We start from the raw sequence: 25517 nt of genomic DNA on the forward strand, positions 1-25517 counted from the left end.
CTATTTGTCTATTTCTCCACTCTATTAAAATTGTTATAGGATCATCATCAAGCGCTATCATTTTTTTGACATCTTCTGGTTTCGTATATGTATTTCGTCTCCATGCCATTCTGTTTTTCATAACAAGCATATGATGAACTCGTATACGTTTCTTCGTTAAATCAATGTCATTCCAATGTAAAGCTGTGCCCTCATTCACACGAATTCCTGTCATATAATAGACCCATAACATAACAAAATTCAAATTCTCATAAAAATCACCTATATAAATTTGATTTATCACTTTTTCAAATTCCTGTTTCGTCCAATAAGGTACTATTGCTTTTCCTTTAGGGATTGCCCTAACCTTTTTAGAAATATTGTGTTCCAAATACTGCATTTCTACCGCTTTATCTAAACTCTTACGAAATACTCCAAAAACTAGACTTGCATATGATTGAGCATATCCAGCTCCACCATTTTCTTTATCTGTTAATAACCATGTACGAAAATTTTGTACTTCCTCAACTGAAATGGAACGGAGAGAAGTAGTTGCAAATCTATCCTTTATCTTTTCAAATATTCTTCGCCGAACGGAGAAAGTACTTTCTTCAACGTCTGTTTGATAGTAAGGTATATAAACTGTATTCATAAATTGCTCGTAAGTCATTTTATAGTTAGCATAACCATTGACCTTATGATATTCTCTTTTCAATCGAGTTAACTCTTTGTTTGCTTCGAATGCGGAAGAAAAAGGTTTACCATTTACGTCTTTTCTTCCCTTTTTCCTTATCCGTTTTCCTGTAATCTTATCAATCCCAAATTCTGATTGATAAAAGTAGTTCCCTTTATCGTCAACATATACACCAGGATATTTTGTTGTTTGTTGCGTTTTATTGTTCACTGTAAGTACTTTCTGACACTAGAGATACTCCTAGAATAGATTCAACTACATCTCTCGGAACTCTCCCCAATCTTTTGTTGTTATAATAAGGACAACCTTTTTGCACCATGATTGCTTTCGATTGTCTAATTAGTGAAATGGCTTGATATTTTTTATATCCCAGTTTAATTAAATCATCTTTACATACTGTTGTACCCATCACAACAGCCCCTTTCAATGTTAATATTCATCTTCGCTTATAAGTTCTAATACACGTTGTTCGATTAATGTTTGATCGGATTCAGTTATTTTTTCTTTCCCCATTTGTATTAACTCTTTCAAATAACGCTCTGCAAATTCTTCACCATACACAAGTCTAAATGATTCATAGACCATACTTATTGATTTTACTGTAGAGTTCTCAACCCAAATTTTCTTTTTCTTTAAAGTGAGTTTTTCACGCGTTACTTTTAAAGGGATTGCTTCAATGCCATCTACAAACTTTTGCCACCACCTCATTGTAGGCAGTCTATTTTTATTGTGTAAATCGCTAACATTCTTAGGCTGTGTCTTGAAGCAATAATGGGCTGATAAAATACCTTTAACTATAACGCTAAGAGGTTTCCCATTTGATATTTGAAGAGCTACTTGCATTGCTTTGTTTCCAGTCAGCTCTAGTTCCCATCTGACCCATTTTTCAACATTTACAATTTCATCTGCATTATCTTTTCTTTCTTGCTTTTTATCATAGATTCTCAATATTTGGGGCGATGAACCAATATACAATGTGAATCCTGTCAATTTACCATCAAGAATCCTACCACTATTTATTTCAATGAATTTGTGACTTTTCGTACTTAACTGTCCACGTTTTACATAGTCCTGTAACACTTTTACAGACGGAGTAGCATCATCAAAAATATCTAAAGCTAAATCAATTCTTGATACTTTACCTTGCCTTTCTAAGATAAAAAAAATAAGTTTGTACCAGTGCCAGCCATCAACCCTAGACATGTATTCTTCATATTGTCTACATGCTTGTCCAGACATATCAATAAGAACACTACTATGGCTTCGGGAGGAATGAAGCTTTATATTCGCAAAGCTAATACATGCATCATATGTGGGATATGGAGACCCCTTCATCTCTGAAGAAAATTCAGAGATAGGGAGTCCTAAAATTCCATCAGCGACTGTCGGAAGCTCACTATTTGGAATCGAGCAACGAAAATAATCAATTAGGCATTGATTACTTCGCTTTTGGCTCATTTACTACTTCACCGATAGCATAACTATCAGCTTCTATTTTGATCTCTAAATACTGCCATGTATCAACCATTGGCTTACCTTGTCCGACAAATGCTTTCTTCTGAACTTTTTTTGGCTTTATTTTAAGTCCCTTAAAAGCAATGGAGATGAATTCACCATCCTCATAATTATCAAAAATAGGCAGACTTTCCTGATTCTCAACAACTACCATAATAGGCGAGCCAATTTCAGTTCCACCATTTTGTAGGATAAGCTCAATAAAAGGTCTGTCATAAACTTTAAAAGTTAATGTATATTTTCCTGTTTCAACAAGTTCACCGTTCAGATTTTTTTCTTTTTCGATTCGAGTAGCAAAGCCATCTTTTTGAACTACCATTGCAGTCGGAACTTTAAACTGACTAATATCAAAACAAATTTCCCCCAAATCAACATTTTCTGAATCATTTAGAGAATATAAATTTGATGTTTTTAAAATTAATTTCCCCATGTTTTCAAGCTCCCTTTTTTCCAATTTTTTATCCCGAACTCTCGGGATTTTGAACAACCTCTCAACCCTAGAGCCCTATATAATTGGGCGATTCCTCTTGAGGGTAATACACCAGTGTTACTCAACTGGTGACCCGGATTTTTTTCCAAATTACGTTGAGCAAAAAACGCTCAACAGTTATTTTCACGAGCATTTTCGGACACTCCGTTCGGATAGCAGGGCTACCGCCTCAAAAGCCCATGAAAATAACAATTGTCTAACTATAATTTAATTAGCGTTGCATTAACTTCTCAATTTCAGCAATAAAATCAAAATCTTTTTCTATATATGGCGTTTCAAAGTAAACAGGAGCCGTATGTAAACCATCCACTTGAATGTAGCCCCCTCCTTTTTCTACGACGGTTTTATATTCAATATCATTCGTATCAAATATCATGTTATATCCAATAGAGTCCATTGCCCCTAACCCTGCTTTAAAACCCATTTGAGCCCTAATATTCGTTGGTAAATCGTCAGCAGAAGGTCGTTGCATAAGTATTTCCATCATTACGCCTACCTGACGGCCCTTCATAACGACAGCGAACACATAATCTAAAGCTTCTTTCGCTATTTTCTTATCTACGGAATGCATAAACGCCGCAAACTCATCAAAAATCACAATCACAACAGGCAAATTAAAATCTCGATAAGTTTTCCCAAAAGCAGATACATCAGAGAAATATTCTTTATAACGATTCTCCATCAGCTCAACAACTTCTCTTAATATTCGGCATATTTGATTCGGCTCTGTAGCAACTTTGTTCTCAAAGCCTGTTACAAACCGCAGAAGTGATAAGTCTGCTTTCTTAGGATCAATAATATATAACTCTGCTTGTGGTGTTAATTTAAGATAAGAAACAATTTTCCCTAAAATAAACCACGATTTCCCAGACCCGGTTCCACCCACTATCAAGGCATGTGGGACGTTATGAAGTTCATAAGATATGTTACCCGAAACTTTTATAACATCTGATTCACTCGACATAATATTTGTTAAAGCTAGGTTAATACGTTCATCTTTTCTTTTCAGAAATGAATATTCAGCGTAATTTACGTTTTTAGTAAAGGTATCTAATTCTAAACCTAGCGCTGATTCCAAATTTTCTCCTAATGAAATAGATACTTGCGTGAATCTATCTCCACCACGCATTACTCTAACATACACTCTATCTTCATCTTGTCTAAAGAATATTTGTATGACTCTTTCAATTACTCGCTCCTTGACTTCTTTTCCGCCTTTTTCAACTTCGACCACTGTTTCATCGAACAGTTTCAAAGAATGAATCATATAAGCCAGACTATTAGCAATTTTAGTTTCGCTAGACTTGTATTTTTTATTAAAGTAAAAAGTTAAAGCTTTATAAATTGCCCACACCCAAAGAACTACGAATAAAATATCCCATACCCAGTTCAAGCTAATGTAGCCACCAACTAAGTAAATACCTAGAGAGGGTAGCATATCTATTAGATTTCCTGTTAAAAACAAGCCTAGAAAAAGAACTACAAAGATAAGAAAGCATCGAATAAGCTTATCTTTTTTTCGTGTTGGATACTTCACCGCCTTCCACTCACTTCTCGTTTGCCAGAAAATACCCCTAAAACTATTAGATAAATTGTTCAGCACGTTTTTATTCCTTTTCATCAGCTTTTTTCTCTTGTCTAGCAACTCCACGCTCAAATAGCACTTTAATACATGCTACTCGCTCTTCAAGAGATTCAATTAGGTTTTCTGCTTGCTCTCTATCATACGTGTAACGGGAAGTAACAGATAGATTTGATACTAGGTCTAGGCTTTCTAATGCTTTTCTTTGACGTCTACTAGCCGATTTTAAAAATCTATCTCCTTTTGTTTGTGTGTTTGCTACATTTGTGTTTGTTGTCATCTGATTCTCCTCTTCCCTTTTTTTGTCTAAGAATTCTTTAAACAATGCTTTTTCTTCTTCGGTCATACCTTCAAACATAATCATTCCTCCTCTACTAGTTGAGCATATGAAACTCGCCTTCAAAGACAAAACAAAATCTTTGAAGGACGTTTTCTTTTTGTTCATTACAGAAAATTAATCATCAACCACAATTTCACCGTCAGAATTCAGAGTATAATCTCCATTCCCGAGTGCTACAGCCTCAAACAGTTCTTCCATATAGGCGCTAACTTCTTCTTGTTCTTCTAATGACATGTTTTCAAAACACTCTTCAAACATTCAACTTCCCCCTTCCACAGTTTCTGAATACTAAATACAAAATATAAGGAACCTTATTTAGTTGTATTTAAGATGATAGTAACTTATTTATCTAAATTAATCAACAATCAAGTGCAAAAAAATCTTTTTTATATTATCATAAGGGGTAATAAATGAAAATAATACGGTTTCGATTATTAGGAGTGAATTATTATGAATAAAGAAACTCGAGAAGAAAAATTTATACGTATTGCGGAAAAACGTATGAGTAGAATTTTTTCACAAATGAATCTTATAGCGAATTTAAGTAGTAAAAAACATTATTCGTATACAGAAAATGAAGTAAAAGAGCTTTTTCAATGCTATGAAGATAAAGGGAAAGAGATAAAACTTTTCTTTGAATCTTCATCTAATATCGACTTCCCTTTGCCAACAGAATTTAGTTTTTCAAATGCAATAGAAAGGGAAGAAAAAGGAGAGAAATTCCGAAAACTAGCAGAATCCCGTATGAGCAAAATTTTCACTGATATGAACCTTATAGCAAATTTAAGTAATAAAAAAAATTACTCCTACAATTCTTTTCAGATTAATGAGCTTTTCCAAGCCTACGAAGATAAAGGAAAAGAAATAAAATTATTTTTTGAACCTTTAAATGACAAATTTACTTTTTCAAATAAAAAAAACCCTCCTAAGAATAAAAACTCTTAGGGGGGTTTTTAGTGGGAATGTACTTCAATCCACAATGATTTTACAAGTAATATATGTTAATAAACACTGTAAAATAGGCTTCTTATATTTATAATTATATTTCCTTTTTACTCCCACTCATCTTGGTTTCCCTTAATCGTTACAACGTCACTATTTTTTGAACGAGAGAAATTTACTTTTAAACCTAAAGCTTCTCCTACTGCTCGCACTGGGATGAACATTGTTTTGTTATAATAACAAAACCCAGTGAATGGGGCAGGAATATTACCATTTGTTATTCTATTATTTATTTTCAATTTGTTATATTCCTCTAAAACCGTGATTACTCGACCATATTTTTCAATTTCAAGAAAATAGGGGCCGGGTAGAGCTGCGGATTGGTCAGGAAAAAATTTAAATTTGTCAGGCTTAATAATATCTATAAAATCATCATACCTCATGTACAAATTATCCTTATATATAAAAGCTACTATTACATTCCCTTGTAAAATATTTTTCATATAATCAGACTCTACTACTGCACCAGATACTTCTAAGTTAGTAGGTATATCTTTAAAATGTTTTATGCCATTTAAAAATATTTCAGCTTCTACTTCTTTATTTGAATACTGCGAATAATCAATTTCATAAGCATTAACTATTTCGACTGCATCAACTTTCCCCATTGTGCTAGTGATTAAAGCCAGACTTAATCCAAGAGATAAAATAGTTTTTTTCATTTATAATTCCTCCCCAGTTTTTATACACTTCACTTTTCAATTTAGAGAATTAAAATTCTACAATAAATTTATTTGTAAAGTTGGTGGGGGGAATGGGGGGTAATCAATTTTAAAAAGCCTATTTCACACGTATTATTTGTTAATAAACACTGTGAAATAGGCTTATCCAAACATAGTTATACTAGCTTGTTATTCCCACTCAATCGTTGCTGGTGGCTTAGATGTAATATCATACACTACGCGGTTCACGTGTTTTACTTCGTTTACTAGGCGGACAGAGATTTTTTCTAGTACATCCCATGGGATACGTGCCCAGTCAGAAGTCATACCGTCGATAGATGTTACCGCACGAATACCAATTGCGTAATCATACGTACGCGCATCGCCCATTACACCAACTGAACGGATATCAGGTAATACCGTGAAGTATTGCCAAATGTCACGATCAAGGCCAGCATTGGCGATCTCCTCACGTAAGATGAAGTCAGATTCGCGAACGATTTCTAATTTTTCTTCTGTTACTTCACCAAGTACACGGATACCTAATCCAGGACCTGGGAACGGTTGACGCCAAACGATTTTTTCATCCAGACCAAGTTCTAAGCCTAATGCTCGTACTTCATCTTTGAATAAAGTTTTTAATGGTTCGATCAATTTGAATTGCATATCTTCTGGAAGACCACCAACATTATGGTGAGATTTGATTGTTTGCGCTGTTGAAGTACCTGATTCAATAATATCTGTATACAGAGTACCTTGTGCTAAGAAATCCATACCTTCAAGCTTTGATGCTTCTTCATCAAATACATAAATAAATTCATTTCCGATAATTTTACGTTTTTTCTCCGGATCTGATACACCTGCAAGTTTGTCCATGAAACGTTTACGAGCATCAATTTTAATAAGGTTCATATCAAAATCTTCAGTAAATGTTTTCATTACTTGCTCAACTTCACCTTTACGGTTTAAGTTGTGGTCTACGAACATACAAGTTAATTGGTCACCGATTGCTTTGTGAATAAGAACCGCTACAACTGATGAGTCAACACCGCCTGAAAGCGCACATAATACTTTTTTATCGCCTACAATTTCACGAATTTTCGCGATTTCAAGTTCAATGAAGTTGGCCATTGACCAATCACCTTTTGCTTCACAAACATCGAATACGAATTGACGTAATAAATCATTACCATAAACAGAGTGACGTACCTCTGGGTGGAATTGAACAGCGTATAGTTTACGTTCTACATTTGCCATTGCTGCAATCGGACATGATGCGCTCGTTGCGATAACTTCAAATCCAGCAGGAACTTCTGTTACATGGTCACCATGGCTCATCCACACGATTTGCTCAGTTGGTAACTCACCAAATAATTTATTGGAAGCAGTTACTTTGATTTCAGCTTTACCATATTCACGAGTTTCAGCGCCTTCTACTTTACCACCATTTGTATGTGCCATTAATTGCATACCATAGCAAATACCTAGTATTGGTAGGCCTAATTCAAAAATGGCTGGATCCACATGGAAAGCATTTTCATCATAAACAGAGTTTGGACCGCCTGAAAAAATAATACCGGCTGCGTTCATTTCTTTAATTTCTTCTGCAGTTACTGTATGTGGATGTAATTCACTGAATACACCAAACTCACGGATACGACGAGTAATTAATTGGTTAAATTGGCTACCGAAGTCAAGTACAACGATTTTTTCTTGCTCTTTTAATAAAGGGCTAGCTGTCAAAATTTCCACCTCTTCTACTATTTTTAAAGGATATTTCATTTGTTCAAAGAAAAACGCGAAGAAAGTAAAATCTTTCTACGCGTTCAAAAAGCTCATGTTGATTTATAAAGGCGAATGCGTAGCAAAGTAAAGTGATTTACTATACTTCTCACCTAGCGAATACATCCGCCTTCATAGAGAAATCATTTATGGTGATTTCGTAGAAACATCCGAACCTTATTATCGAACTTATATGAAAGCAATCCTTGCATTTAATTTTTTTCATTTTACTCTTTGTCTAAGTTAAAATCAACCGATAGTGCGATTGATTAAATATTCCCAACTTTCTTTCAGCTTCATGAAATCCACTTCATGCTTATCCTTCCCATAAACATGTTGCTCATAAACAGCCGTTAGCTTTTGCATTTGATCTGTCTCTAATGATGCATCCACACGCTCTGCAAACATGTGCAACGTTTCCCCATCCCTCATACGCAATCCAATACGTGATAATTGCTTCAGAAGAATATGATAGGAGGAATCAAAGGTAGACCAATTGGCAGTCTTTTTACGATAGACTCGAACATGCATTTTTGGAAGCCAAGTTTTGCGCTGCAAGTATAAAGCAATCCCACTGATCATCAATAAAACGAAGACGATTATCCAAACATAAGCAAACTTTTTCAACCAAGTCCATAGCATATCTAGGCTAAACATTGATTTACTTTGTTCTTTATTAGACACTTGTTCCTGCTTTTGCGGTTGCTCAGTTTTTTGCTCTGGCTGTACTATTTCCTCCTGTTCGGATGTATCTAATGGTATATCATAATCAATGTTAACGTTGCCGCTAAAGCCTATTGTAGGTTCAAACTCCATCCAACCTGTACCAGGTATATATGCCTCTACCCATGAATGCGCGTTATCATTGGTAATTCGATACTCTCTCAGACCATCAGACATGGGTCCTGCAGTACCAGGCGCAAATCCTTTGACCCAGCGAGCTGGAATGCCTATTGAACGCAAAAGCACTACCATCGAAGTTGAGAAATTATCACAATAACCTACTTTTGTATCAAATAAAAACTGATCAACATAATCTTGATTTTCTGCCGGAATAGCCGCTTGTTTTTTATCATACCTAAAACCGTTCGTTCTAAAATAACCTTCCACTGCCTTAATTTGATCGTAAACCGTAGTTTTATCCTGTGTTATCGACAGGGCCAAATCTCTTACTCGCTGTGGTAATTGCGCTGGCAGCTGCATAAAGCGATCAAATGATGAATCTAACGTTTCAAGTGTGGCTGGGAATGATAATTGCAGCTGTTCCATACTATAGACAGGCTCACTATACGATAAAGTATAGCCTAATAAAGATGTAGATGTATCATTCTGCTGCTCTATAGTCATCTTTTCCGTCTGCTCATCCTGAATAAATAATGTGGAATCTTGAGCAGAAACAGATAGCAAGCCGTATGTTTGGATTAAAAACGGCATCGAGGTCGCAATGTCCAGTTGTATTTGACGCTCGTTTTCAGGTGAGCCTACTTGTAAAGAGGTCATAATCGGCGCATTTGCCTCATATACATTTTTTCCGAAGTTCCCCTCTGACAAAATCCATCCCTTTGACGTATAAGTATCTTTCGTTTCTATACGCCAATAATGACGATCACGTGAAGACGCAGTAAAAATTAATGTATTATCCCCTTGGAAAGGTCCACCTAATTGACTATCATCTTGACTATAGCCGACTGATTTCATGCCAGTTCCATTTCCATCTTGTCCAGTAACACCTTGAATAAATGGCACAGGATCTGCCCATGTCGGCCCTGTCTTTGGTAAAAAGAAGGCGATAGACCCGACAAGTAATACGGATACAAGCATCGGAATAACAATTTTCCATCTCCCAAACGTATTGCTCGTTGTACCCACCTGAAGCCATAAACGTTTGACAAATAGGACACCTGTCATCATTAATCCTAAAATGACCACTTTAACAATAGCTGTTTTTCCATTGTATTCACTAAACGTATCTAACGTAGCTATAAAGAATACTGTCATGGCAAAAAAGTAAAATATATTTTTCCTTACGGAGACCCAATGGTGGATTAAGTAAACAAGCATCCATATTAACACCAGAAATAGCACTGTTCTAAAGGCATCGGATACTAGACCAAAATCACCTGATATAATGGCGGCCATATTCCCTTTCCATTCTGCTATTAAGAAGGATATGGACTGTCCAGAAAGCACAGGGCTTTCGCTATAAATAAAGACAATGCACCAAGTCATATAACCAAACTTTACAATCCCTGATAATAAAGGATGTACTCGGAATAAACTTAAGGCTAGGGACAAGCCAATAAAAACTAGGAAGAGATGAAACCCTCCTGTATTAGTTAATTGCATAATGGGTATTAGCCATTCACGCAAAATAAAGAAGACAATAATATAGGCGACCGCTAACTCTAAAAATTCCCCGACTGTTTGTTTCACGGCTTCTTCACCTCCGTGAATACATGATAAAAATCTGTTGGATCTACATAAACAATTTGAATATGTTTATAACGCAAAGTAACCTCAGACTGCACAGGTGGCTGTTTTGCCACGACAAAACAAATACAACTTTTCACTATATTCGCAAGAGTATGTAGGAATTCTTCTGATATTTCATTAGTCACATAAAGCAATGTCGCTACTTGCTTAAAGGCTTGCTGGTCATAAAATCGAAATTTTACATTCTCAGTAGATTTTATAGCTGCCAAATGATACATAACCTGATCTAACTGCTTTTCACCTTGTATAACAGGGAATACCTTTGTCTCTTCTCCAGCAGAAATAAAGGAAATATCACCAAGTTCCTGCATGATCATCTTGAGCATAGATGCTACTAGCTCAATCTTATCCTCAAATAACGTTGATTTCTTGGCATCAAGCACTAACATTAGCTCAGAAGATTGTCTATCCTCAAATTCCTTAGATTGTAAGGTTTGGGTTTTCGCGAATGACTTCCAATGAATCCATGAAAAACGATCCCCAGGAACATATTCTCGTAACCCAACAGCCATAGTAGTATCCTTTACTATGGAATAAGGAGACATCATTGGCCCAACATCATATTTTGTTTGAAGTGCCGAATATTTCATTTCTCTGAGCCTTGGGTACACTAAAATAGTTTGTTCTTTCTCGGCCACCACCATTTTTTTTGCCCAACCAAAAAAATCATAGAAAGCGACAGTAATACCCAAATAACGGTGTTCGCCACGAGGCATATTTACTAATTCATAATGCCAGTTAAAATTTTTTCTAAAGCCAACAAATTTTATAGCAGCTGAACTTTGAAGCTTCGCCTGAACTAACCCCTCACTATCTACAAGTTCCTCCATCATCATATAAGCAAAAGGAAAACGTGTTTTTCTTTCGATTGAAATCATGACCCTCGCTGATTGACCACGTTCTACATGTGCTGGCTCAATTTTGCGCTCTACTACTAAGATACTTTCTCTAACAACAAAGAAAAATAAGGCATACACTAAAAATGGACTTACCGTAAAAAATACAAACCAACTAACAAATCCACCTTGGAACATCGCATAACAAAACGTTACAATCATTAAGAAAACTACTAATAGGAAATGTTTACTTTTCTCTAAAAAAGCTTTCCATTGCTTCATTGTTCTGCAAACCTTTTTGTTGGTACTGGTGTTTTGGCAATGATACGTTCAATGATTTCACTTGCCGTTACATTATCATAGCGAGCATCTGGTTTTAAAACTAAACGATGACTAAAGACAAAAGGGACAAGGTATTGGACATCATCAGGTGTTACATAGCTACGCCCTTTCATAAATGCGTAGGCTTGAGAAGCCTTCATTAAGGCTAATGTCGCCCTGGGACTTACACCTAAATAAACATAGCTGTTTTCTCTAGTTTGAGTAGCAAGCTCCACCATGTAATTTTTTACTGAATCTTCAACGTACACCCCTTGAACGAGCTCTTGTAACTCAATCAATTGAGCTACAGACAATACTGCATCGATCTTTTCAATCGCTTTGCCATTTTCCGCGCGACGTAAAATTTCCACTTCCTGCCCTCTAGTAGGGTAGCCCATCTTTATTTTCAGTAAAAAACGATCAAGCTGTGCTTCAGGCAATGGATAAGTTCCTTCATGTTCGATCGGATTTTGTGTGGCCATTACAAAGAACGGCTGATTTATAACAAGTGTTTTACCATCAATAGTAACCGAAGCTTCTTCCATTCCCTCCAATAAAGCTGACTGTGTTTTGGGCGAGGTACGATTTATTTCATCGGCTAAAATAACATCCCCCATGATGGGTCCTGGACGAAATTCAAACTCCAATGACTTCGGATTATAAATAGAGATTCCCACCACATCGGAGGGTAATAAATCTGGCGTAAATTGAATTCGCTTAAACTGCGCATCGAAGGATTTTGCCAATGAACGAACCATCATTGTCTTCCCAACACCAGGCACATCCTCTAACAATACGTGCCCCCTCGCTAATAAAGCAACAAGGCTTAGCTCAGCCACATCTCTCTTTCCAATCATCACTTTCTCTATATTTTCTAGCACATTTTGTATTTGAGAATTCATAAATTAAAAAACCTCCATTTCATCCAACAATTGTGTGAATTGCACGATAACTTATCATAAGCATATCGAAATATGTCTAGTAAAACAATTATCAGAAACTTCTTCCCTTCGATAACACATACTAAACAAGGCTTGCTTGAACGTAGTCAAACAAGCCTTGTTTAGTATATAACGTTACTATTCATTAGAATGTTACAATTTTAATCTTTTTAACCATATTTCTTCCAAAGATGTAGAATTTTCTTGTGTGAAAATTTCAGTGATTTCACCAGAAATAATAATTTCCCCATCATGTAAAACTAATACATCATCTGCTATTTCTTCAGCAAAAGACAGCAAGTGAGTAGAGAATATGACCGTATTTCCTTTGTTCTTTTCCTCTAACATTACATTTTTTAATTGCGCTATCCAAAATGGATCAAGACCATTTGTCGGTTCATCCATGATCAGCAAAGATCCACTTCCAAGTAAACATTGCGCAAGATTTAATCGCTGAAGCATCCCTTTAGAAAATTGTTTAGCTGGTTGATTACGAACATCCCACAAGGAAACACGCTTTAATATGCACTCTTGTTCATCTTGATCTACCTGCTTTAAAGAAGCTAATAGATTAAAAATTTCAGCTGCCGTTAGCATGGTTGGAAAATTTACGTCGTCAGGCATATAACGAATGACATCTGGTTTATGCCATATCATTTCTCCGGACTTTCCCTTCTCTTGACCCGTTAGTAAACGGATCAACGTACTCTTTCCAGCACCATTGCCCCCAACCAACGCTAAAATTTTACCAGAATGTAATGTAAAGGTAGCTTCTTTTAAACCTCTACCATTTTCATAGACATTGGCTATATTTTTGGCTTCTAAAAGAATCATCGCCGTGTGACCTCCTTTGAAAACTTAGTAGCTTGCAAAAGTGGTAGAAGGATCCAAAGAAGTGTCACCACCACATACAACACATGACCTAAAGTTGACGAATAAAACCTCGTGATACCATAAAATGCTGGACCAAGCACACTAGCCTGATTGGTGAATATAAAATAACCAAAGCGTAGCCATTCTACAGGATTAATATGTATCGATATAATGGTAAGCTTTTGTAAAACATGGCCCGCTACAACTGTACCTAGAGCCATTAACGCATAAGAAATAAGCAGTAAAAAAAAGGACCATACAACAAGTGATAAGGCTAGTGCAAATAATCTTGTTTTAGCCATTGCCCCCAGTACAATACCTAATGAGACAAATATAAAGATACATAATAGCGTAAGGATCACTAAAATAATCGGTAACTGGACGCCGCCTAATAGACCACCTATTGCTAAGACAACGCCAAATGCCACAAGCACAACTAATAAAAAGGCAAGTGATATAGCCACATATTTCCCTATAATATATTGCCATATTTTCATTGGATATGTTTTTAATAACGAAAACCAGCCAGATTCAATATCGCCTGCTATACTCATACTTCCAATGGTGATAATAAATAAAGGTAATAGAAACAATAACACATTTAAAAATGATGCCGTTTGACGTGTAAAGCCCTCCACATCAGGTAATGCCATTCGCTGAATGACAATAATGGCTACAAATACAAAAGTAAAAAGAAAAGCTACTAGTTGCATCCAATGGCTTCTTAAAATTTGCTTCAACTCTATTTTCACAAACATCATTCATGAATCCCCCATTTAAACGTCAGCAAATCTTGATAGGCTAATAATTGCCCCTCTCCTTCATTGGTCATCCATTCCTGCGCCTCATCCTTCGTTGCAAATGCAAGTACTCCATAGTTCATCGGAGTCCAATAACCTGCATTGTACACATAGGTAGCTTTATAAACGTCAATCCATTCATTATTTGCATTATTTTTAATATAGGCTGCGCCAATTTCTTCCTCACCATTTAGCGCCAGATAATCCATCAAACAGCCAATATCATCAAAAATCTTATAATCTCCATTTGTGAGCACAATTTGTCCAGCATATTCATGATGAACGATGCTCATATTACAAATTTCACAAATATCTGTTTCACGGATAATATCACGTGGGTTATACGTCGTTTCGCTGCAACCGCCCAATATTGTACTGCATATAACTAGAATGGCTATCCACCTCGTCATACTTACACCCCTCTTTTCCATAGCCAAAATCCACTCATAGATACAACTAAACCAATAATAAATTGTAAGATATTGATGGAAAACGACTTCTCTTTCGTATGGCTAATTAATCTTGGTTCGTTATCTACAAGCAAATTTTGTTCTGTTTTATTCACTTCCTGATCAAGTGACGTCAGAATCATAACACTCGGTGATGCCACAAAAAATTGATAAACTGGTTGTCTCACCATCCATTGACCAAAGCTCGACACAGCCACGTAGGGAACATCTCCGAAACCATCTCCCGCAACATCTATCCCTCGGTAATCATCATAAAAATTGCGAACTAATCGCAAGCCTTGTTGGTCTGATCTTGCCGTTAATATATTTCCAGTAAACTGATTATCATTGATGATAGAGTGATTATCTACCTTTGTTCCTTCTAAGGCAGTCTGATTCATCTGAAACCCATTTTCTTGTATTTGTATGACTGAACATTTTTGCATCGCTACACCTACCCGATTATTTCGAATACTATTTTTTCTCACCTTCGCCTGTTGTGTGTCATACATTAAAAGGCCATAGCTATTGAAATCATTATGGTTACTAATTGTATTGCTCGCTATTTCTAAGTCCGTAGTCATCATTACCATAAGACCTGTCACATTATATAAATATGAATTAAAAAGCACCTTCACATCACTTGAATACATAAAATGCGTTCCATAACGACTGTTTGTCACTTCGTTTTGTCGCACATTGATATGTCGCACTTCTTCTACATATATCCCATCTTGCACAAAATCAATTGCATTGTGTTCAATAGCAATGTCATCACTTTTAAACACAGCAATCCCATTGCCTTTTTCAGCATAATGTAATTGATTACCAACAACCTTATTTTCTAATAGTTGAATATGCTTAGAACGTTGAATATGGATACCCACTTGTACATCCTTTATTTCAATAGCTTTCAGTTTTAAATTCTCCACTTCACTAACAACAATCCCTTTGTTTTTGGCAGAAATCATTATATCTTCAACAGAGACATTAGCCGTATCGTCTATTTTTAATGCAGGTTCAGTATTTTGGGAATAAAGTTCAACCCCTTTTTCTCCTTGGAGTTTAATCGATTTCTTTACGGTAAAATTTCCTTGGTAACGACCGGCAGGAATATGAACAATCTCTCCAGGTTTCGCTTGATCAATAGCAAATTGAAGATCAAACTCCGCATTTGCTGTTTGACATGTCCATAGAAAAAACAATACGAACCATCCTATTCGTTTCATTACCGTCCCCCCTTATTCAGCATGAAAAGACTAGAGGAAAGTTCCCCTAGTCTAAGCTTTTAATGACCATGTCCCTCTTGCCCATGATTCATATCACTTGAATGGATAGAACTAGAATCTCCATTCTCTCCCTCAGCCTTTTTTTTCATCATTTTCTTACGTCGTTCCAATGCGTCATCTTTAATTTTTTGTAGTTTCTCCATATAAGCATTCGAATTTTCTTGGATGTATGTATCTGCTTCCGCTTTGTTCACGAAGTATATATAGCCCCAGTTCATCGGAGATTTCAGCTCTGTTTTCACAATTGTTACATCTTCTACCTTCGCCCACTCCTTCGTCACAAAATCACGGACAAATTTTGCATTGTTCTCTTCATTAGCAACCTCCGCATTCAATAAACAGCCAATATCGTCATAAAAAGCAATAGTCCCATCTTCTTTTATCGCTTGCGCTGAAAATATGCCCATTTCATGATCCTTCATGTAAACCTTCATATTACACATTTCACAAACTGTATCCTCCTCCGGCTCTTGTAAACGCGGATCTACAAGTGAAGCAACTTGTACAGAATCATCCATTACCTTCGTTTCTATTTCAGTAGCGCCTTGCTCTGATTCCTTCTCCTTTACCTGAGGTTTTTCGCTAGTACATGCTGCTAGTACAAATAATAATATTAATGCTGGTAACCATAATTTTTTCACAACTATTCCCTCCAAATTTAGTTTTCTGTTGCCATATTCAACAATACAGATTAGTTGTGAAATTAGTAAAAAATCGCGGTGAAGAATTGGAAAAATTATCTTGAACATTCAATGAACATCTTCATTTCAAATAATTTGAATTTAGCACTTCTTTTTCACTCAAATACAAAAAAACTCCCCACATGTTTGGCTGTGGAGAGTCTGGTCTTTATATGGAAGAACGGTAACTATTAAGTCGCTTCTTTTGTCTGCTTAAACGACTAAGCTTTAACGCAGTTTCATTTAATTCACGACGTATTTGCAAATCATTCGTACTATCCATATGGATAGGCACTGTATGTTGATGCTGTTGCTGCTGATTTGGCGCATTTATTGAACTGCGCTTCTTCTCTTTATTTCTTTGCAAACTATTTTTAAATAGATTTTGTGGATTTTGCCCAAAATTATGGCTAATATCACCTGCATGTAAATATTGATTTTCCTGACGAAAAACACTACTTGTCGTTGCATTTACTCTAGAAGTCCTCATATTTAGTTACCCTCCCTTACATTTTATAATCCTTATAGGTAATTATATCGACATTATATGATGATATTTAACAACATAGAACCAAATTGCATAAAAAAAGAGAGAAAAGAGCTATTTTCAAAAGTGAGATTCACTTTTATAACTCTTTTCCCTTATTTTACTTCCAAAAAACATCAAATATTGTAATAGGCATATGACGTTTATGTTGCGAACGTAAATAATATCCTTCCAGTAGTTGGCGAGGTTCTTCTGGGATTTCCTTCCCCTCTAAATAATCATCAATTTGATCATAGGACACCCCAAGAGCCACTTCATCTGGCAAAGATGGGCGATTTTCCTCCAAATCTGCTGTTGGCACCTTCATATAAAGATGTTCAGGACATTTGAGCTCTGCCAATAACTGCTTCCCTTGTCGTTTATTCAAACGAAAGATTGGCATTAAGTCTGCTCCTCCATCACCAAATTTAGTATAAAAACCTGTGATGGCCTCGGCTGCATGATCCGTTCCTAATACGACTGCTCCATTCATTGCAGCAATCGAATATTGCACTTTCATACGCTCCCGTGCTTTCTCGTTCCCTTTAACAAAATCATTCAGCTGAACACCTGCATTTGCTAGGGCCCTCACACTCGCATCGACAGCATCTTTTATATTCACTGTATAAGATCCCGTCGGCTTAATATAGTCGATAGCGTCCTGACAATCTTGCTCATCTGCTTGCACTCCATATGGTAAGCGAATCGCCCAAAATGAATACTTCATTTCACCAGCTTCATTATTTAGCTCGTCAACAGCTAGTTGCGCTAGTTTTCCTGTTAATGTTGAATCCTGACCACCAGAGATACCAAGAACAAATCCTTTCACAAAACTATAATGTTTCGCATATTCCTTTAAGAAATCAATGGACTTACGTATTTCCTCGTGCGCATTGATAGTTGGTTGTACACGTAATTCTTCAATGATTTGTTGTTGTAAAGTCATTGTTTCCACCACTCCCTTTTTACATTTGCTTAACCATGTTATGAACTTCCTCAATATTGCGCATTTTATTATCCCAGCATTTTTGACTTAAATCGACTGGATACTCTTCAGGATTCATCGCACGTTTGTATTCATCCCATAGCAGCTCTAAATTTCCGGCTGCATAATCACGCATTTCCTCAAGCGTTGGGTTATGATAGTTAATTTCTCCATTATGAATGACATGCTGATGTAAATTTTTCGCTTCGAAATTCGTGACAAACTTAGAGACAAACGTGTGAATTGGGTGGAACATTTTAATACGTTCCTCCTCCTGAGGGTTTTCATCTTGCATCGCAATGTAATCTCCCTCTGCCTTGCCATTCTTTTTATCGATAATACGATATACATTTTTAAGACCTGGCGTTGATACTTTTTCAGCATTCGCTGATATTTTAATGGTATCCTCCAGTTGACCATCGCTGTTTTCAATGGCAACCATTTTGTAAACAGCACCTAATGCAGGCTGGTCATAAGCTGTAATAAGCTTCGTACCGATTCCCCAAACATCTACTTTTGCCCCTTGAGCTTTTAAATTTAAGATCGTGTATTCATCCAAATCATTTGAAACAATGATTTTTGTATCATGGAAACCTGCAGCATCTAGCATGCGACGAGCCTCTTTTGATAAAAACGCAATGTCTCCACTATCTAAACGAATACCGATAAAATTAATTTTGTCTCCTAATTCTTTAGCTACTTTTATAGCCGTTGGAACTCCTGATTTCAAAGTATTATACGTATCTACAAGAAAAACACAATCGCTATGACGTTTTGCATAAGAATGGAAAGCATCATAATCATTTTTATAAGCCTGTACCAACGCATGTGCATGTGTACCAGACACTGGGATGTTAAACAGTTTACCTGCTCTGACATTACTAGTGGAAGCAAAACCACCTATAAATGCTGCACGTGTACCCCAAATAGCTGCATCCATTTCTTGTGCGCGTCGTGTACCAAATTCCATAGCCACTTCATTTTTAATGATTTGTTTAATACGACTAGCCTTCGTCGCTATTAATGTTTGATAATTAACAATGTTCAATAATGCTGTTTCTATAAGCTGAGCCTCCACTAATGGAGCTTCTATTCGAACAATCGGTTCATTGGCAAAAACAAGCTCTCCCTCTACCATCGAATACATATCCCCTGTGAATCGAATATCTTTTAAATACTCAATAAAATCCTCTTTATAACCAACTTCATCACGTAAATACGCAATATCAGAATCACTAAAACGGAAATTCCGTAAATAATCCAGCATCCGCTCTAGGCCCGCAAATATTGCGTAACCATTGCCAAATGGTAATTTTCTAAAATACAACTCAAAAACTGCTTTTTTATTATGTATCCCATCAGCCCAATAGGATTCGGCCATATTGATTTGATATAAGTCTGTGTGTAGCGCTAAGCTATCATCTGCATAGTTTGATCTCACAAGAAACCCCTTCTTCCGCTTTGATAATTAGTCCTAGTATACACTATATACCCAAATTCTTGCGTATGACATTCACACTCTCTAATGTAAGGTTTTCTAACATGAATAGTCAGAAAATTTAGAACTGTTCATATTTTAGACACAAATTTTAGTACCGCTTTCATTCCCATTCTAAAACCTTTTTTCAGCAACTATTTCGAGAACAAAAATAATTGGTGTAATAAAACATAACATAGTTTTCGAAAAAGTAATTGCACTACTGTTTCAGACGATTTAACATGTAAATTAAAATTACGTAAGGAGCTGGTACAGATGAAAAAAATCGAAGTCATCATTCGTCCTGAGGTTTTTGGAGCCGTTCGGGACGGTCTGGCACAACAAGGGATTGCAGGACTAAGCGTATCTGAAATCGCAGGTTGTGGCCGTCAATTAGGGAGGACTGGTTTATTTCGTGGTAATACGTATGAAATTGAGTTTTTACCTAAATTGAAATTAGAAATGATTGTAGATGATAGTAAAGTAGATGGCATTGTAGAAATACTATTGCGCGAAGCAGCCACTGGCAAGGTTGGGGACGGAAAAATTTTCATTTATCCAGTAGAACAAGCAATTCGTATCCGAACAAAAGAAGTCGGATCGATTGCAGTAGAATAAAGGGGGGCGATATAGATGGATGAACTATTGTTATCTGTTAATTTAATTTGGGTGATGTTAGGCACAATTTTAGTATTTTTTATGCATGCTGGATTCGCTATGGTAGAGGCAGGATTTACACGTTCAAAAAATGCTGTTAACATCATCATGAAAAATTTTCTAACTATTTCCCTTGGGGGAATTGTCTATTTTTTATGTGGCTACGCAATTATGTTTGGTGACAGTGTAGGTGGTATTTTCGGCATAAGTGGCTTTGCTTTAAACGGAGTCGATGATCTTTCATTCTTTATTTTTCAAACAATGTTTGCTGCAACAGGAGCAACTATTTTATCTGGTGCTGTGGCAGAGCGTACTAATATTTTTGCTTATATCGGAATCATTATACTTATGTCATTAGTCGTTTATCCTGTTGTAGGCCATTGGGTTTGGAGTGGCCAAGGTTGGTTGACTGATTTAGGCTTTGTGGATTTTGCTGGCTCAACAGTCGTTCATTTAACGGGAGCTGTAGCTGCCTTTATCGCCGCAGTTATGGTTGGACCACGACTAGGTAAATATGAAAATGGTCGAGTAAATGTTATTACAGGTCATAGTATTCCATTAGGAGCATTAGGCGTATTTTTACTTTGGTTTGGTTGGTTTGGCTTTAATGGCGCATCCACTTTAGCTGCCGATCCTGAACTTGTTCCGAATGTCATCGCAAATACATTTTTTGCAGCGGCCGCTGGTGTCGTAGCAACCTCCTTCTATACGAAGTTCCGTTATGGACATATTGACGGCTCCCTCACATTAAATGGCGCACTAGCAGGACTAGTAGGAATTACAGCGGGTGCAGCGAATGTCAGCATTATCGGCTCTATTATAATTGGCCTGATCGCCGCTCCATTACTTGTTGAAGGTGTGCGATTCATTGAGTGGAAGCTAAAAGTAGATGATCCAGTTGGTGCAATTGCTGTACACGGTATTTGCGGAGTATGGGGGACATTAGCTGTTGGATTATTTGATAGTAACGGGCAAGGCTTATTTTATGGTGGAGGCTTGAGTTTGCTAGGCATTCAAGCAATCGGTGTGATCGCTACAATAGCCTGGGTTAGTGTATCTGTAGCAGCTGGTATATTTATCATTAAAGCTTTTGTACCTTTACGTGTAACGGCGGAAGAGGAAATTGCTGGTTTAGATGTCATGGAACACGGAGCGCCTGCCTACGAATTCCAAGATATTTTTAAAAGCTCTGCGGTTCGAGGAGAAACCTTTGCCCATCGTTTAACACATTTCGGTAAAACACAAAATACTGTACAACAGGAAGAACAGCACATATAGACAGAAGAAAAATCTGCTCTGCTATTCATAAAGTAGCAGGCAGATTTCCTTTTTGAACTGATGGCTAATGAAAGTATTAAGCTTTCTCTAGTTCTAATAAAAATCGCTTTACATCTAGTCCACTACGAAAACCTGTTAATTGTCCATTTTTGCCAATGACACGATGGCATGGAATAATAGCTAATATTGGATTCGCACCAATAGCACTACCTACAGCCCTAACTGCTTTGGGGTTCCCAATACGTTCTGCGATGCTTCCATACGATGTTGTTGAACCATAGGGTAATTCTTTTAGGGCGTCCCACACAGCTAATTGAAAAGGTGTACCCTTCACATGGATAGGTACATCAAAGTCTGTTAGTTCCTTGTTAAAATAGGCAGTTAATTGTTCCTTATATGGTTGCAATTTTTCTTTATTTTCTTCAAAGCTATAACCTTTAAAAGGCTTTTTTGCCCACTCCTTAACCTCATCAAATGATGCATTAGGCGTTCCAATATAGGCAAGTCCATCAGTTGTGGCTACGATGTACATAGCACCTTGTGCAAACGTTAACGTATCGAAATACAATATCTCCATTCCCTATTCTCCCTTCATTTCTAAAATCTTATATTTAAACTGCATCTTTCCTTCAATTCATGCTACAGTTATTTTACTGACTATAGCAAAGGAGTTTCACTAAATGAATACGCTATACGAGCCTGCCATTCACTTTCAACAAGTTCAATTCTCAGTAAATGACAAAATGATATTAAAGTCAATTACTGGGTCGTTTCCAAAAGGTCAAATTACCACTCTCGTCGGCCCTTCTGGTGCAGGTAAAACAACCCTGCTTAAATTATGTAATGGCCTTCTTTCACCGACAAACGGACATATACTCATTGATAATAAGCCCGTCTCAAATTATGAGCCCTCAGCATTACGAAGACATGTTGGTATCGCCCTACAAGCTGCTCCTATGATTGCTGGCACTGTAAAGGAAAACCTTGCACTTCCACGGACATTGCAGGGAAAAACACTCTCTCAACAGGAGGCCATTCAATATTTAGAGGATGTTGGTTTAGATGAAAGCTTCTTACACCAATCCACAAATGAATTATCAGGAGGACAGCGTCAAAAGGTTTCTATAGCAAGAACACTTATTAATCAATCCTCTATCTTATTATTAGATGAAATAACTTCTGCACTGGATCGCCAATCTGTTAAGGAAATTGAAAAGCTCATCGCCACTATTAATAAAAAATATAATGTAACGATGATTTGGATTACTCATAATTTGCAACAAGCATTAACGATTGGACACTATACATGGGTCATGATGAATGGGGAGCTAATTGAAACTGGCAAGAGCGCTTTACTTAAAGCACCGACTAACCCACGCGTAGCAGAATTTGTACAGGGGGCTAACATATGACTTATACGTCTTTATCACTAACATTAATTTTCGTATGCATCCCTCTACTGCTATCCAAAACATTAAAATTAGGACTTGAAAAAGATACGCTTATTGCAACCCTTCGGTCTATCGTTCAATTGCTCTCTGTTGGCTATATTTTAAAATTTGTCTTTGATGCAAATAGTTATGTATATATTTTTCTTATGGTTGCGTTAATGATACTAGTCGCTACGTTTAATGCTCGAAAAAAAGGAGAAGGTATTAAAGGGATCACCTGGAAAATAGCACTGACACTTGTGATGATAGAAATTATTACACAAGGTGTCTTGCTTGGCTTTAACATTGTGCCAGCGACCGCTCAGTATATTATTCCAATTAGTGGTATGTTAATTGGCAATTCAATGGTGTTATCCATTTTATTTTTAAACCGATTTACGGCTGAAATTACTAGCCATAAAGATCAAATGGAATTAATTTTGTCACTTGGAGGCACACCCAAACAAGCTGTTCATCGACAACTTATCAATGCCGTAAAAGCGAGTATGATCCCCACGATTGAAAGCCAAAAAACAATTGGCTTAGTACAGCTACCAGGTATGATGAGCGGCCAAATTATTGGTGGTGCCGACCCCATTCAGGCTGTACAATTTCAACTTTTGATCATCTTCGCTCTCCTAACAACGGCGACATTATCAAGTATCATGATTGGTTTTTTAAGTTATCCTGCACTTTTTAATGAGCGTATGCAAATACTTGAAATGAAATAATTGTTAAGCAGATTTAATATAGATTTAATAATTTATGATATACTAAAAAGAAAATGCAGTTAGGAGAATGACCATGTTATTACGCGATTTTTTCATCCAGCTTTCCGAAAACCAACTATTGAATAGTGCTGCAAAGAAATATGGCCTAAAATTAGGAGCACAAAGTGTAGTAGCTGGTACAAATATTGAAGAAACAATTGCAAGCATCAAAGAACTGAATGCACATAATATCTCATGTACAGTAGATAACCTTGGTGAATTTGTTTCAAGTAAAGAAGAAGCAACTGCTGCAAAAGATAAAATTCTCTCTGTGGTAGAAGCTATTCATGAAAATGATGTAAAAGCACATATTTCATTAAAGCCTTCTCAATTAGGCTTAGATATTGATGTAGATTTCTGCTATGACAATCTGTATGAAATTGTTGAAAAAGCGGCTGCTTATGATATATTTGTTAACTTCGACATGGAGGACTTTGGGCGTCTTCAAACATCTTTTGATATGGTAGAAGAGTTGTCTAAAACATTTAATAATGTTGGAACTGTCATTCAATCTTACTTTTACCGTGCCAAAGACGATATCGAAAAATTCAAGGACTACCGTTTACGTATCGTAAAAGGAGCTTATAAAGAGCCTGTTGAGGTTGCTTATCAAGATAAATTGGATATCGATTTAAACTTTATTGAGTTAATTGAATATCATTTACTACATGGTAAATTTACGTCCATTGCTACACATGACCATAATATTATTGCTCACGTTAAACGCTTTGTAGCTGATCATAATATTCCACTTGATAAATTCGAATTCCAAATGCTTTATGGATTCCGTACAGATATGCAAAAAGAGCTAGCTAAAGAAGGCTATAACTTCTGTGTGTACGTTCCATTCGGGGAAGATTGGTACGGTTACTTTATGCGTCGTCTAGCTGAACGTCCTCAAAACCTTAACCTTGTCACAAAACAAGTGTTTACGAAAAAGACGAATACAGTTCTTGCTGTAGCTGCAGGTGCATTCGTTCTTGGACGCTTGACAAAACGCAATAAGTAAAACAGAAAAGAACCTTGCCGCTACCATGCGATAAGGTTCTTTTCTTATTTATTCCATCCTTTTTCTTTAAAGCGTGCAATGGCTTCAATACGATTGCCTACGTTTAATTTTTCTAAAATCGTTGAAATATAATTACGAACAGTTCCAGCAGATAAAAATAGTTCTGCGGCAATTTCCTTCGTTGTTTTGCCCTCTGCCACAAGAGTCAGCACCTGACTTTCTCGCTCAGTTAATGGATTTTCACTATCATCCTCATACACAAAATCAACGAGCTCAGGGGCATAAATTCGTTTACCATCCATAATAGTCCGGATGGCAGAAACTAATTCCTCAATAGGGCTATCCTTTAATAAATATCCCCTTACACTAGCTTTTCTAGCACGCTCGAAATAACCTGGTCTAGCAAATGTAGTTAAAATAATGACTTTACAATCCAAGCCAGAGCCATGCATTTCTTCTGCTGCATCAAGGCCAGTTTTAACTGGCATTTCAATATCCATAACACAAATATCAGGCTGGTGCTCTTTAACAAGCATCAATGCTTCCTCACCATTTTTTGCTAAGCCAACGACCTCCATATCCTCCTCCATACTAAGTAAAGAGCGAAGAGCGCCTAATAGCATCCCCTGATCTTCAGCAATCACAATTCGTATCATG

Annotated in this window: 28 protein-coding genes and 1 riboswitch; of the genes, 6 read left to right on the forward strand and 22 right to left on the reverse strand. The window is 36.6% G+C overall.

Annotated features, from left to right (window positions below):
• The 7 genes from KVT27_RS20000 to KVT27_RS20030 all read right to left on the reverse strand — a co-directional run.
• Positions 1-883: tyrosine-type recombinase/integrase (locus KVT27_RS20000; RefSeq protein ID WP_217581811.1), on the reverse strand; the 883-nt coding region annotated here is incomplete at its 3' end.
• Complete coding sequence (locus tag KVT27_RS20005; RefSeq protein ID WP_217581812.1) at positions 873-1082, reverse strand: DUF3173 domain-containing protein; 210 nt, start codon at positions 1080-1082, stop codon at positions 873-875. The genes KVT27_RS20005 and KVT27_RS20000, both read right to left, overlap by 11 nt.
• Before the next feature lie 20 nt (positions 1083-1102).
• Positions 1103-2131, reverse strand: coding sequence for a replication initiation factor domain-containing protein (locus KVT27_RS20010; protein WP_217581813.1), 1029 nt, complete (start codon positions 2129-2131; stop codon positions 1103-1105).
• On the reverse strand, positions 2112-2618 hold the full coding sequence (locus KVT27_RS20015) for a peptidase (protein WP_217581814.1): 507 nt from the start codon (positions 2616-2618) through the stop codon (positions 2112-2114). Before KVT27_RS20015 ends, KVT27_RS20010 begins: the two co-directional genes overlap by 20 nt.
• 271 nt (positions 2619-2889) lie before the next feature.
• Positions 2890-4329 (reverse strand): FtsK/SpoIIIE domain-containing protein, encoded by a 1440-nt coding sequence (locus KVT27_RS20020; RefSeq protein WP_309140240.1) that lies wholly within the window; start codon positions 4327-4329, stop codon positions 2890-2892.
• Complete coding sequence (locus KVT27_RS20025) at positions 4286-4618, reverse strand: hypothetical protein (protein ID WP_217581815.1); 333 nt, start codon at positions 4616-4618, stop codon at positions 4286-4288. The genes KVT27_RS20020 and KVT27_RS20025 overlap by 44 nt, the downstream gene beginning before the upstream one ends.
• Positions 4619-4714: 96 nt before the next feature.
• Positions 4715-4858: a hypothetical protein gene (locus KVT27_RS20030; protein ID WP_217581816.1), complete on the reverse strand. Its 144-nt coding sequence runs from the start codon at positions 4856-4858 to the stop codon at positions 4715-4717.
• 192 nt (positions 4859-5050) lie between these two features.
• Here KVT27_RS20030 and KVT27_RS20035 point away from each other — a divergent pair, with 192 nt between their 5' ends.
• A complete protein-coding gene (locus tag KVT27_RS20035) occupies positions 5051-5545 on the forward strand; it encodes a hypothetical protein (RefSeq protein WP_217581817.1) in 495 nt (164 codons plus the stop codon).
• A gap of 107 nt (positions 5546-5652) precedes the next feature.
• On the opposite strand, the gene KVT27_RS20040 is transcribed toward KVT27_RS20035, so the two are convergent.
• The 13 genes from KVT27_RS20040 to KVT27_RS20100 form a co-directional block, all read right to left on the reverse strand.
• Positions 5653-6264, reverse strand: coding sequence for a hypothetical protein (locus KVT27_RS20040; protein ID WP_217581818.1), 612 nt, complete (start codon positions 6262-6264; stop codon positions 5653-5655).
• A gap of 189 nt (positions 6265-6453) precedes the next feature.
• Positions 6454-8007: a glutamine-hydrolyzing GMP synthase gene (gene guaA, locus KVT27_RS20045; protein WP_036120786.1), complete on the reverse strand. Its 1554-nt coding sequence runs from the start codon at positions 8005-8007 to the stop codon at positions 6454-6456.
• A gap of 154 nt (positions 8008-8161) precedes the next feature.
• Positions 8162-8263: riboswitch (purine riboswitch) on the reverse strand.
• A 32-nt stretch (positions 8264-8295) separates the two neighbouring features.
• On the reverse strand, positions 8296-10479 hold the full coding sequence (locus tag KVT27_RS27275; protein WP_217581819.1) for a transglutaminase TgpA family protein: 2184 nt from the start codon (positions 10477-10479) through the stop codon (positions 8296-8298).
• Positions 10476-11657 carry a DUF58 domain-containing protein gene (locus KVT27_RS20055; RefSeq protein ID WP_217581820.1) on the reverse strand — a complete coding sequence of 394 codons (1182 nt, stop codon included), beginning with the start codon at positions 11655-11657 and terminating at the stop codon, positions 10476-10478. The genes KVT27_RS27275 and KVT27_RS20055 overlap by 4 nt, the downstream gene beginning before the upstream one ends.
• Positions 11654-12598 carry an AAA family ATPase gene (locus KVT27_RS20060; RefSeq protein ID WP_036120796.1) on the reverse strand — a complete coding sequence of 315 codons (945 nt, stop codon included), beginning with the start codon at positions 12596-12598 and terminating at the stop codon, positions 11654-11656. The genes KVT27_RS20055 and KVT27_RS20060 overlap by 4 nt, the downstream gene beginning before the upstream one ends.
• A 192-nt stretch (positions 12599-12790) precedes the next feature.
• Positions 12791-13471, reverse strand: coding sequence for an ABC transporter ATP-binding protein (locus tag KVT27_RS20065; protein ID WP_217581821.1), 681 nt, complete (start codon positions 13469-13471; stop codon positions 12791-12793).
• Complete coding sequence (locus tag KVT27_RS20070; protein WP_241605897.1) at positions 13468-14271, reverse strand: ABC transporter permease; 804 nt, start codon at positions 14269-14271, stop codon at positions 13468-13470. The genes KVT27_RS20065 and KVT27_RS20070 overlap by 4 nt, the downstream gene beginning before the upstream one ends.
• Positions 14268-14720, reverse strand: a complete 453-nt coding sequence (locus KVT27_RS20075; RefSeq protein ID WP_036120802.1) for a nitrous oxide reductase accessory protein NosL — start codon at positions 14718-14720, stop codon at positions 14268-14270. Before KVT27_RS20075 ends, KVT27_RS20070 begins: the two co-directional genes overlap by 4 nt.
• 2 nt (positions 14721-14722) lie before the next feature.
• The gene (locus KVT27_RS20080) at positions 14723-15988 is read right to left on the reverse strand and encodes a right-handed parallel beta-helix repeat-containing protein (RefSeq protein ID WP_225316091.1); all 1266 of its coding nucleotides are present in this window, start codon (positions 15986-15988) and stop codon (positions 14723-14725) included.
• A gap of 59 nt (positions 15989-16047) precedes the next feature.
• On the reverse strand, positions 16048-16689 hold the full coding sequence (locus KVT27_RS20085) for a putative periplasmic lipoprotein (RefSeq protein WP_036120806.1): 642 nt from the start codon (positions 16687-16689) through the stop codon (positions 16048-16050).
• 208 nt (positions 16690-16897) lie between these two features.
• A complete protein-coding gene (locus tag KVT27_RS20090) occupies positions 16898-17218 on the reverse strand; it encodes a hypothetical protein (protein WP_036120810.1) in 321 nt (106 codons plus the stop codon).
• Between the two features lie 157 nt (positions 17219-17375).
• Positions 17376-18200, reverse strand: coding sequence for an ammonia-dependent NAD(+) synthetase (nadE, locus tag KVT27_RS20095; RefSeq protein WP_036120813.1), 825 nt, complete (start codon positions 18198-18200; stop codon positions 17376-17378).
• Between the two features lie 19 nt (positions 18201-18219).
• Positions 18220-19680, reverse strand: a complete 1461-nt coding sequence (locus tag KVT27_RS20100) for a nicotinate phosphoribosyltransferase (protein ID WP_217581822.1) — start codon at positions 19678-19680, stop codon at positions 18220-18222.
• Positions 19681-19992: 312 nt separating this feature from the next.
• Between KVT27_RS20100 and KVT27_RS20105 the strand changes: the two genes are divergently transcribed.
• The gene (locus KVT27_RS20105) at positions 19993-20334 is read left to right on the forward strand and encodes a P-II family nitrogen regulator (RefSeq protein WP_012291989.1); all 342 of its coding nucleotides are present in this window, start codon (positions 19993-19995) and stop codon (positions 20332-20334) included.
• A 15-nt stretch (positions 20335-20349) separates the two neighbouring features.
• The gene (locus tag KVT27_RS20110; RefSeq protein ID WP_036145727.1) at positions 20350-21651 is read left to right on the forward strand and encodes an ammonium transporter; all 1302 of its coding nucleotides are present in this window, start codon (positions 20350-20352) and stop codon (positions 21649-21651) included.
• Between the two features lie 76 nt (positions 21652-21727).
• Here the strand turns inward: KVT27_RS20110 and KVT27_RS20115 are convergent, their stop codons facing one another.
• Complete coding sequence (locus KVT27_RS20115) at positions 21728-22228, reverse strand: methylated-DNA--[protein]-cysteine S-methyltransferase (protein WP_036120824.1); 501 nt, start codon at positions 22226-22228, stop codon at positions 21728-21730.
• 103 nt (positions 22229-22331) lie between these two features.
• On the opposite strand from KVT27_RS20115, the gene KVT27_RS20120 reads away from it, so the two are divergent.
• The 3 genes from KVT27_RS20120 (at position 22332) to KVT27_RS20130 (ending at position 24860) form a co-directional block, all read left to right on the forward strand.
• The gene (locus KVT27_RS20120) at positions 22332-23063 is read left to right on the forward strand and encodes an ABC transporter ATP-binding protein (protein WP_036120826.1); all 732 of its coding nucleotides are present in this window, start codon (positions 22332-22334) and stop codon (positions 23061-23063) included.
• Positions 23060-23812 (forward strand): ABC transporter permease, encoded by a 753-nt coding sequence (locus KVT27_RS20125; protein ID WP_036120829.1) that lies wholly within the window; start codon positions 23060-23062, stop codon positions 23810-23812. The genes KVT27_RS20120 and KVT27_RS20125 overlap by 4 nt, the downstream gene beginning before the upstream one ends.
• A 73-nt stretch (positions 23813-23885) precedes the next feature.
• Positions 23886-24860 (forward strand): proline dehydrogenase family protein, encoded by a 975-nt coding sequence (locus tag KVT27_RS20130; RefSeq protein WP_008173705.1) that lies wholly within the window; start codon positions 23886-23888, stop codon positions 24858-24860.
• A gap of 44 nt (positions 24861-24904) precedes the next feature.
• Here KVT27_RS20130 and KVT27_RS20135 read toward each other — a convergent pair whose 3' ends face one another.
• Entirely contained in the window at positions 24905-25516 is a 612-nt protein-coding gene (locus KVT27_RS20135; RefSeq protein ID WP_008173706.1) for a response regulator transcription factor, read from the reverse strand.
• Between the last annotated feature and the right edge of the window lies 1 nt (position 25517).

It is taken from the genome of Lysinibacillus sp. GbtcB16, assembly GCF_019091145.1.
Classification (GTDB): Bacteria; Bacillota; Bacilli; order Bacillales_A; family Planococcaceae; genus Lysinibacillus; species Lysinibacillus fusiformis.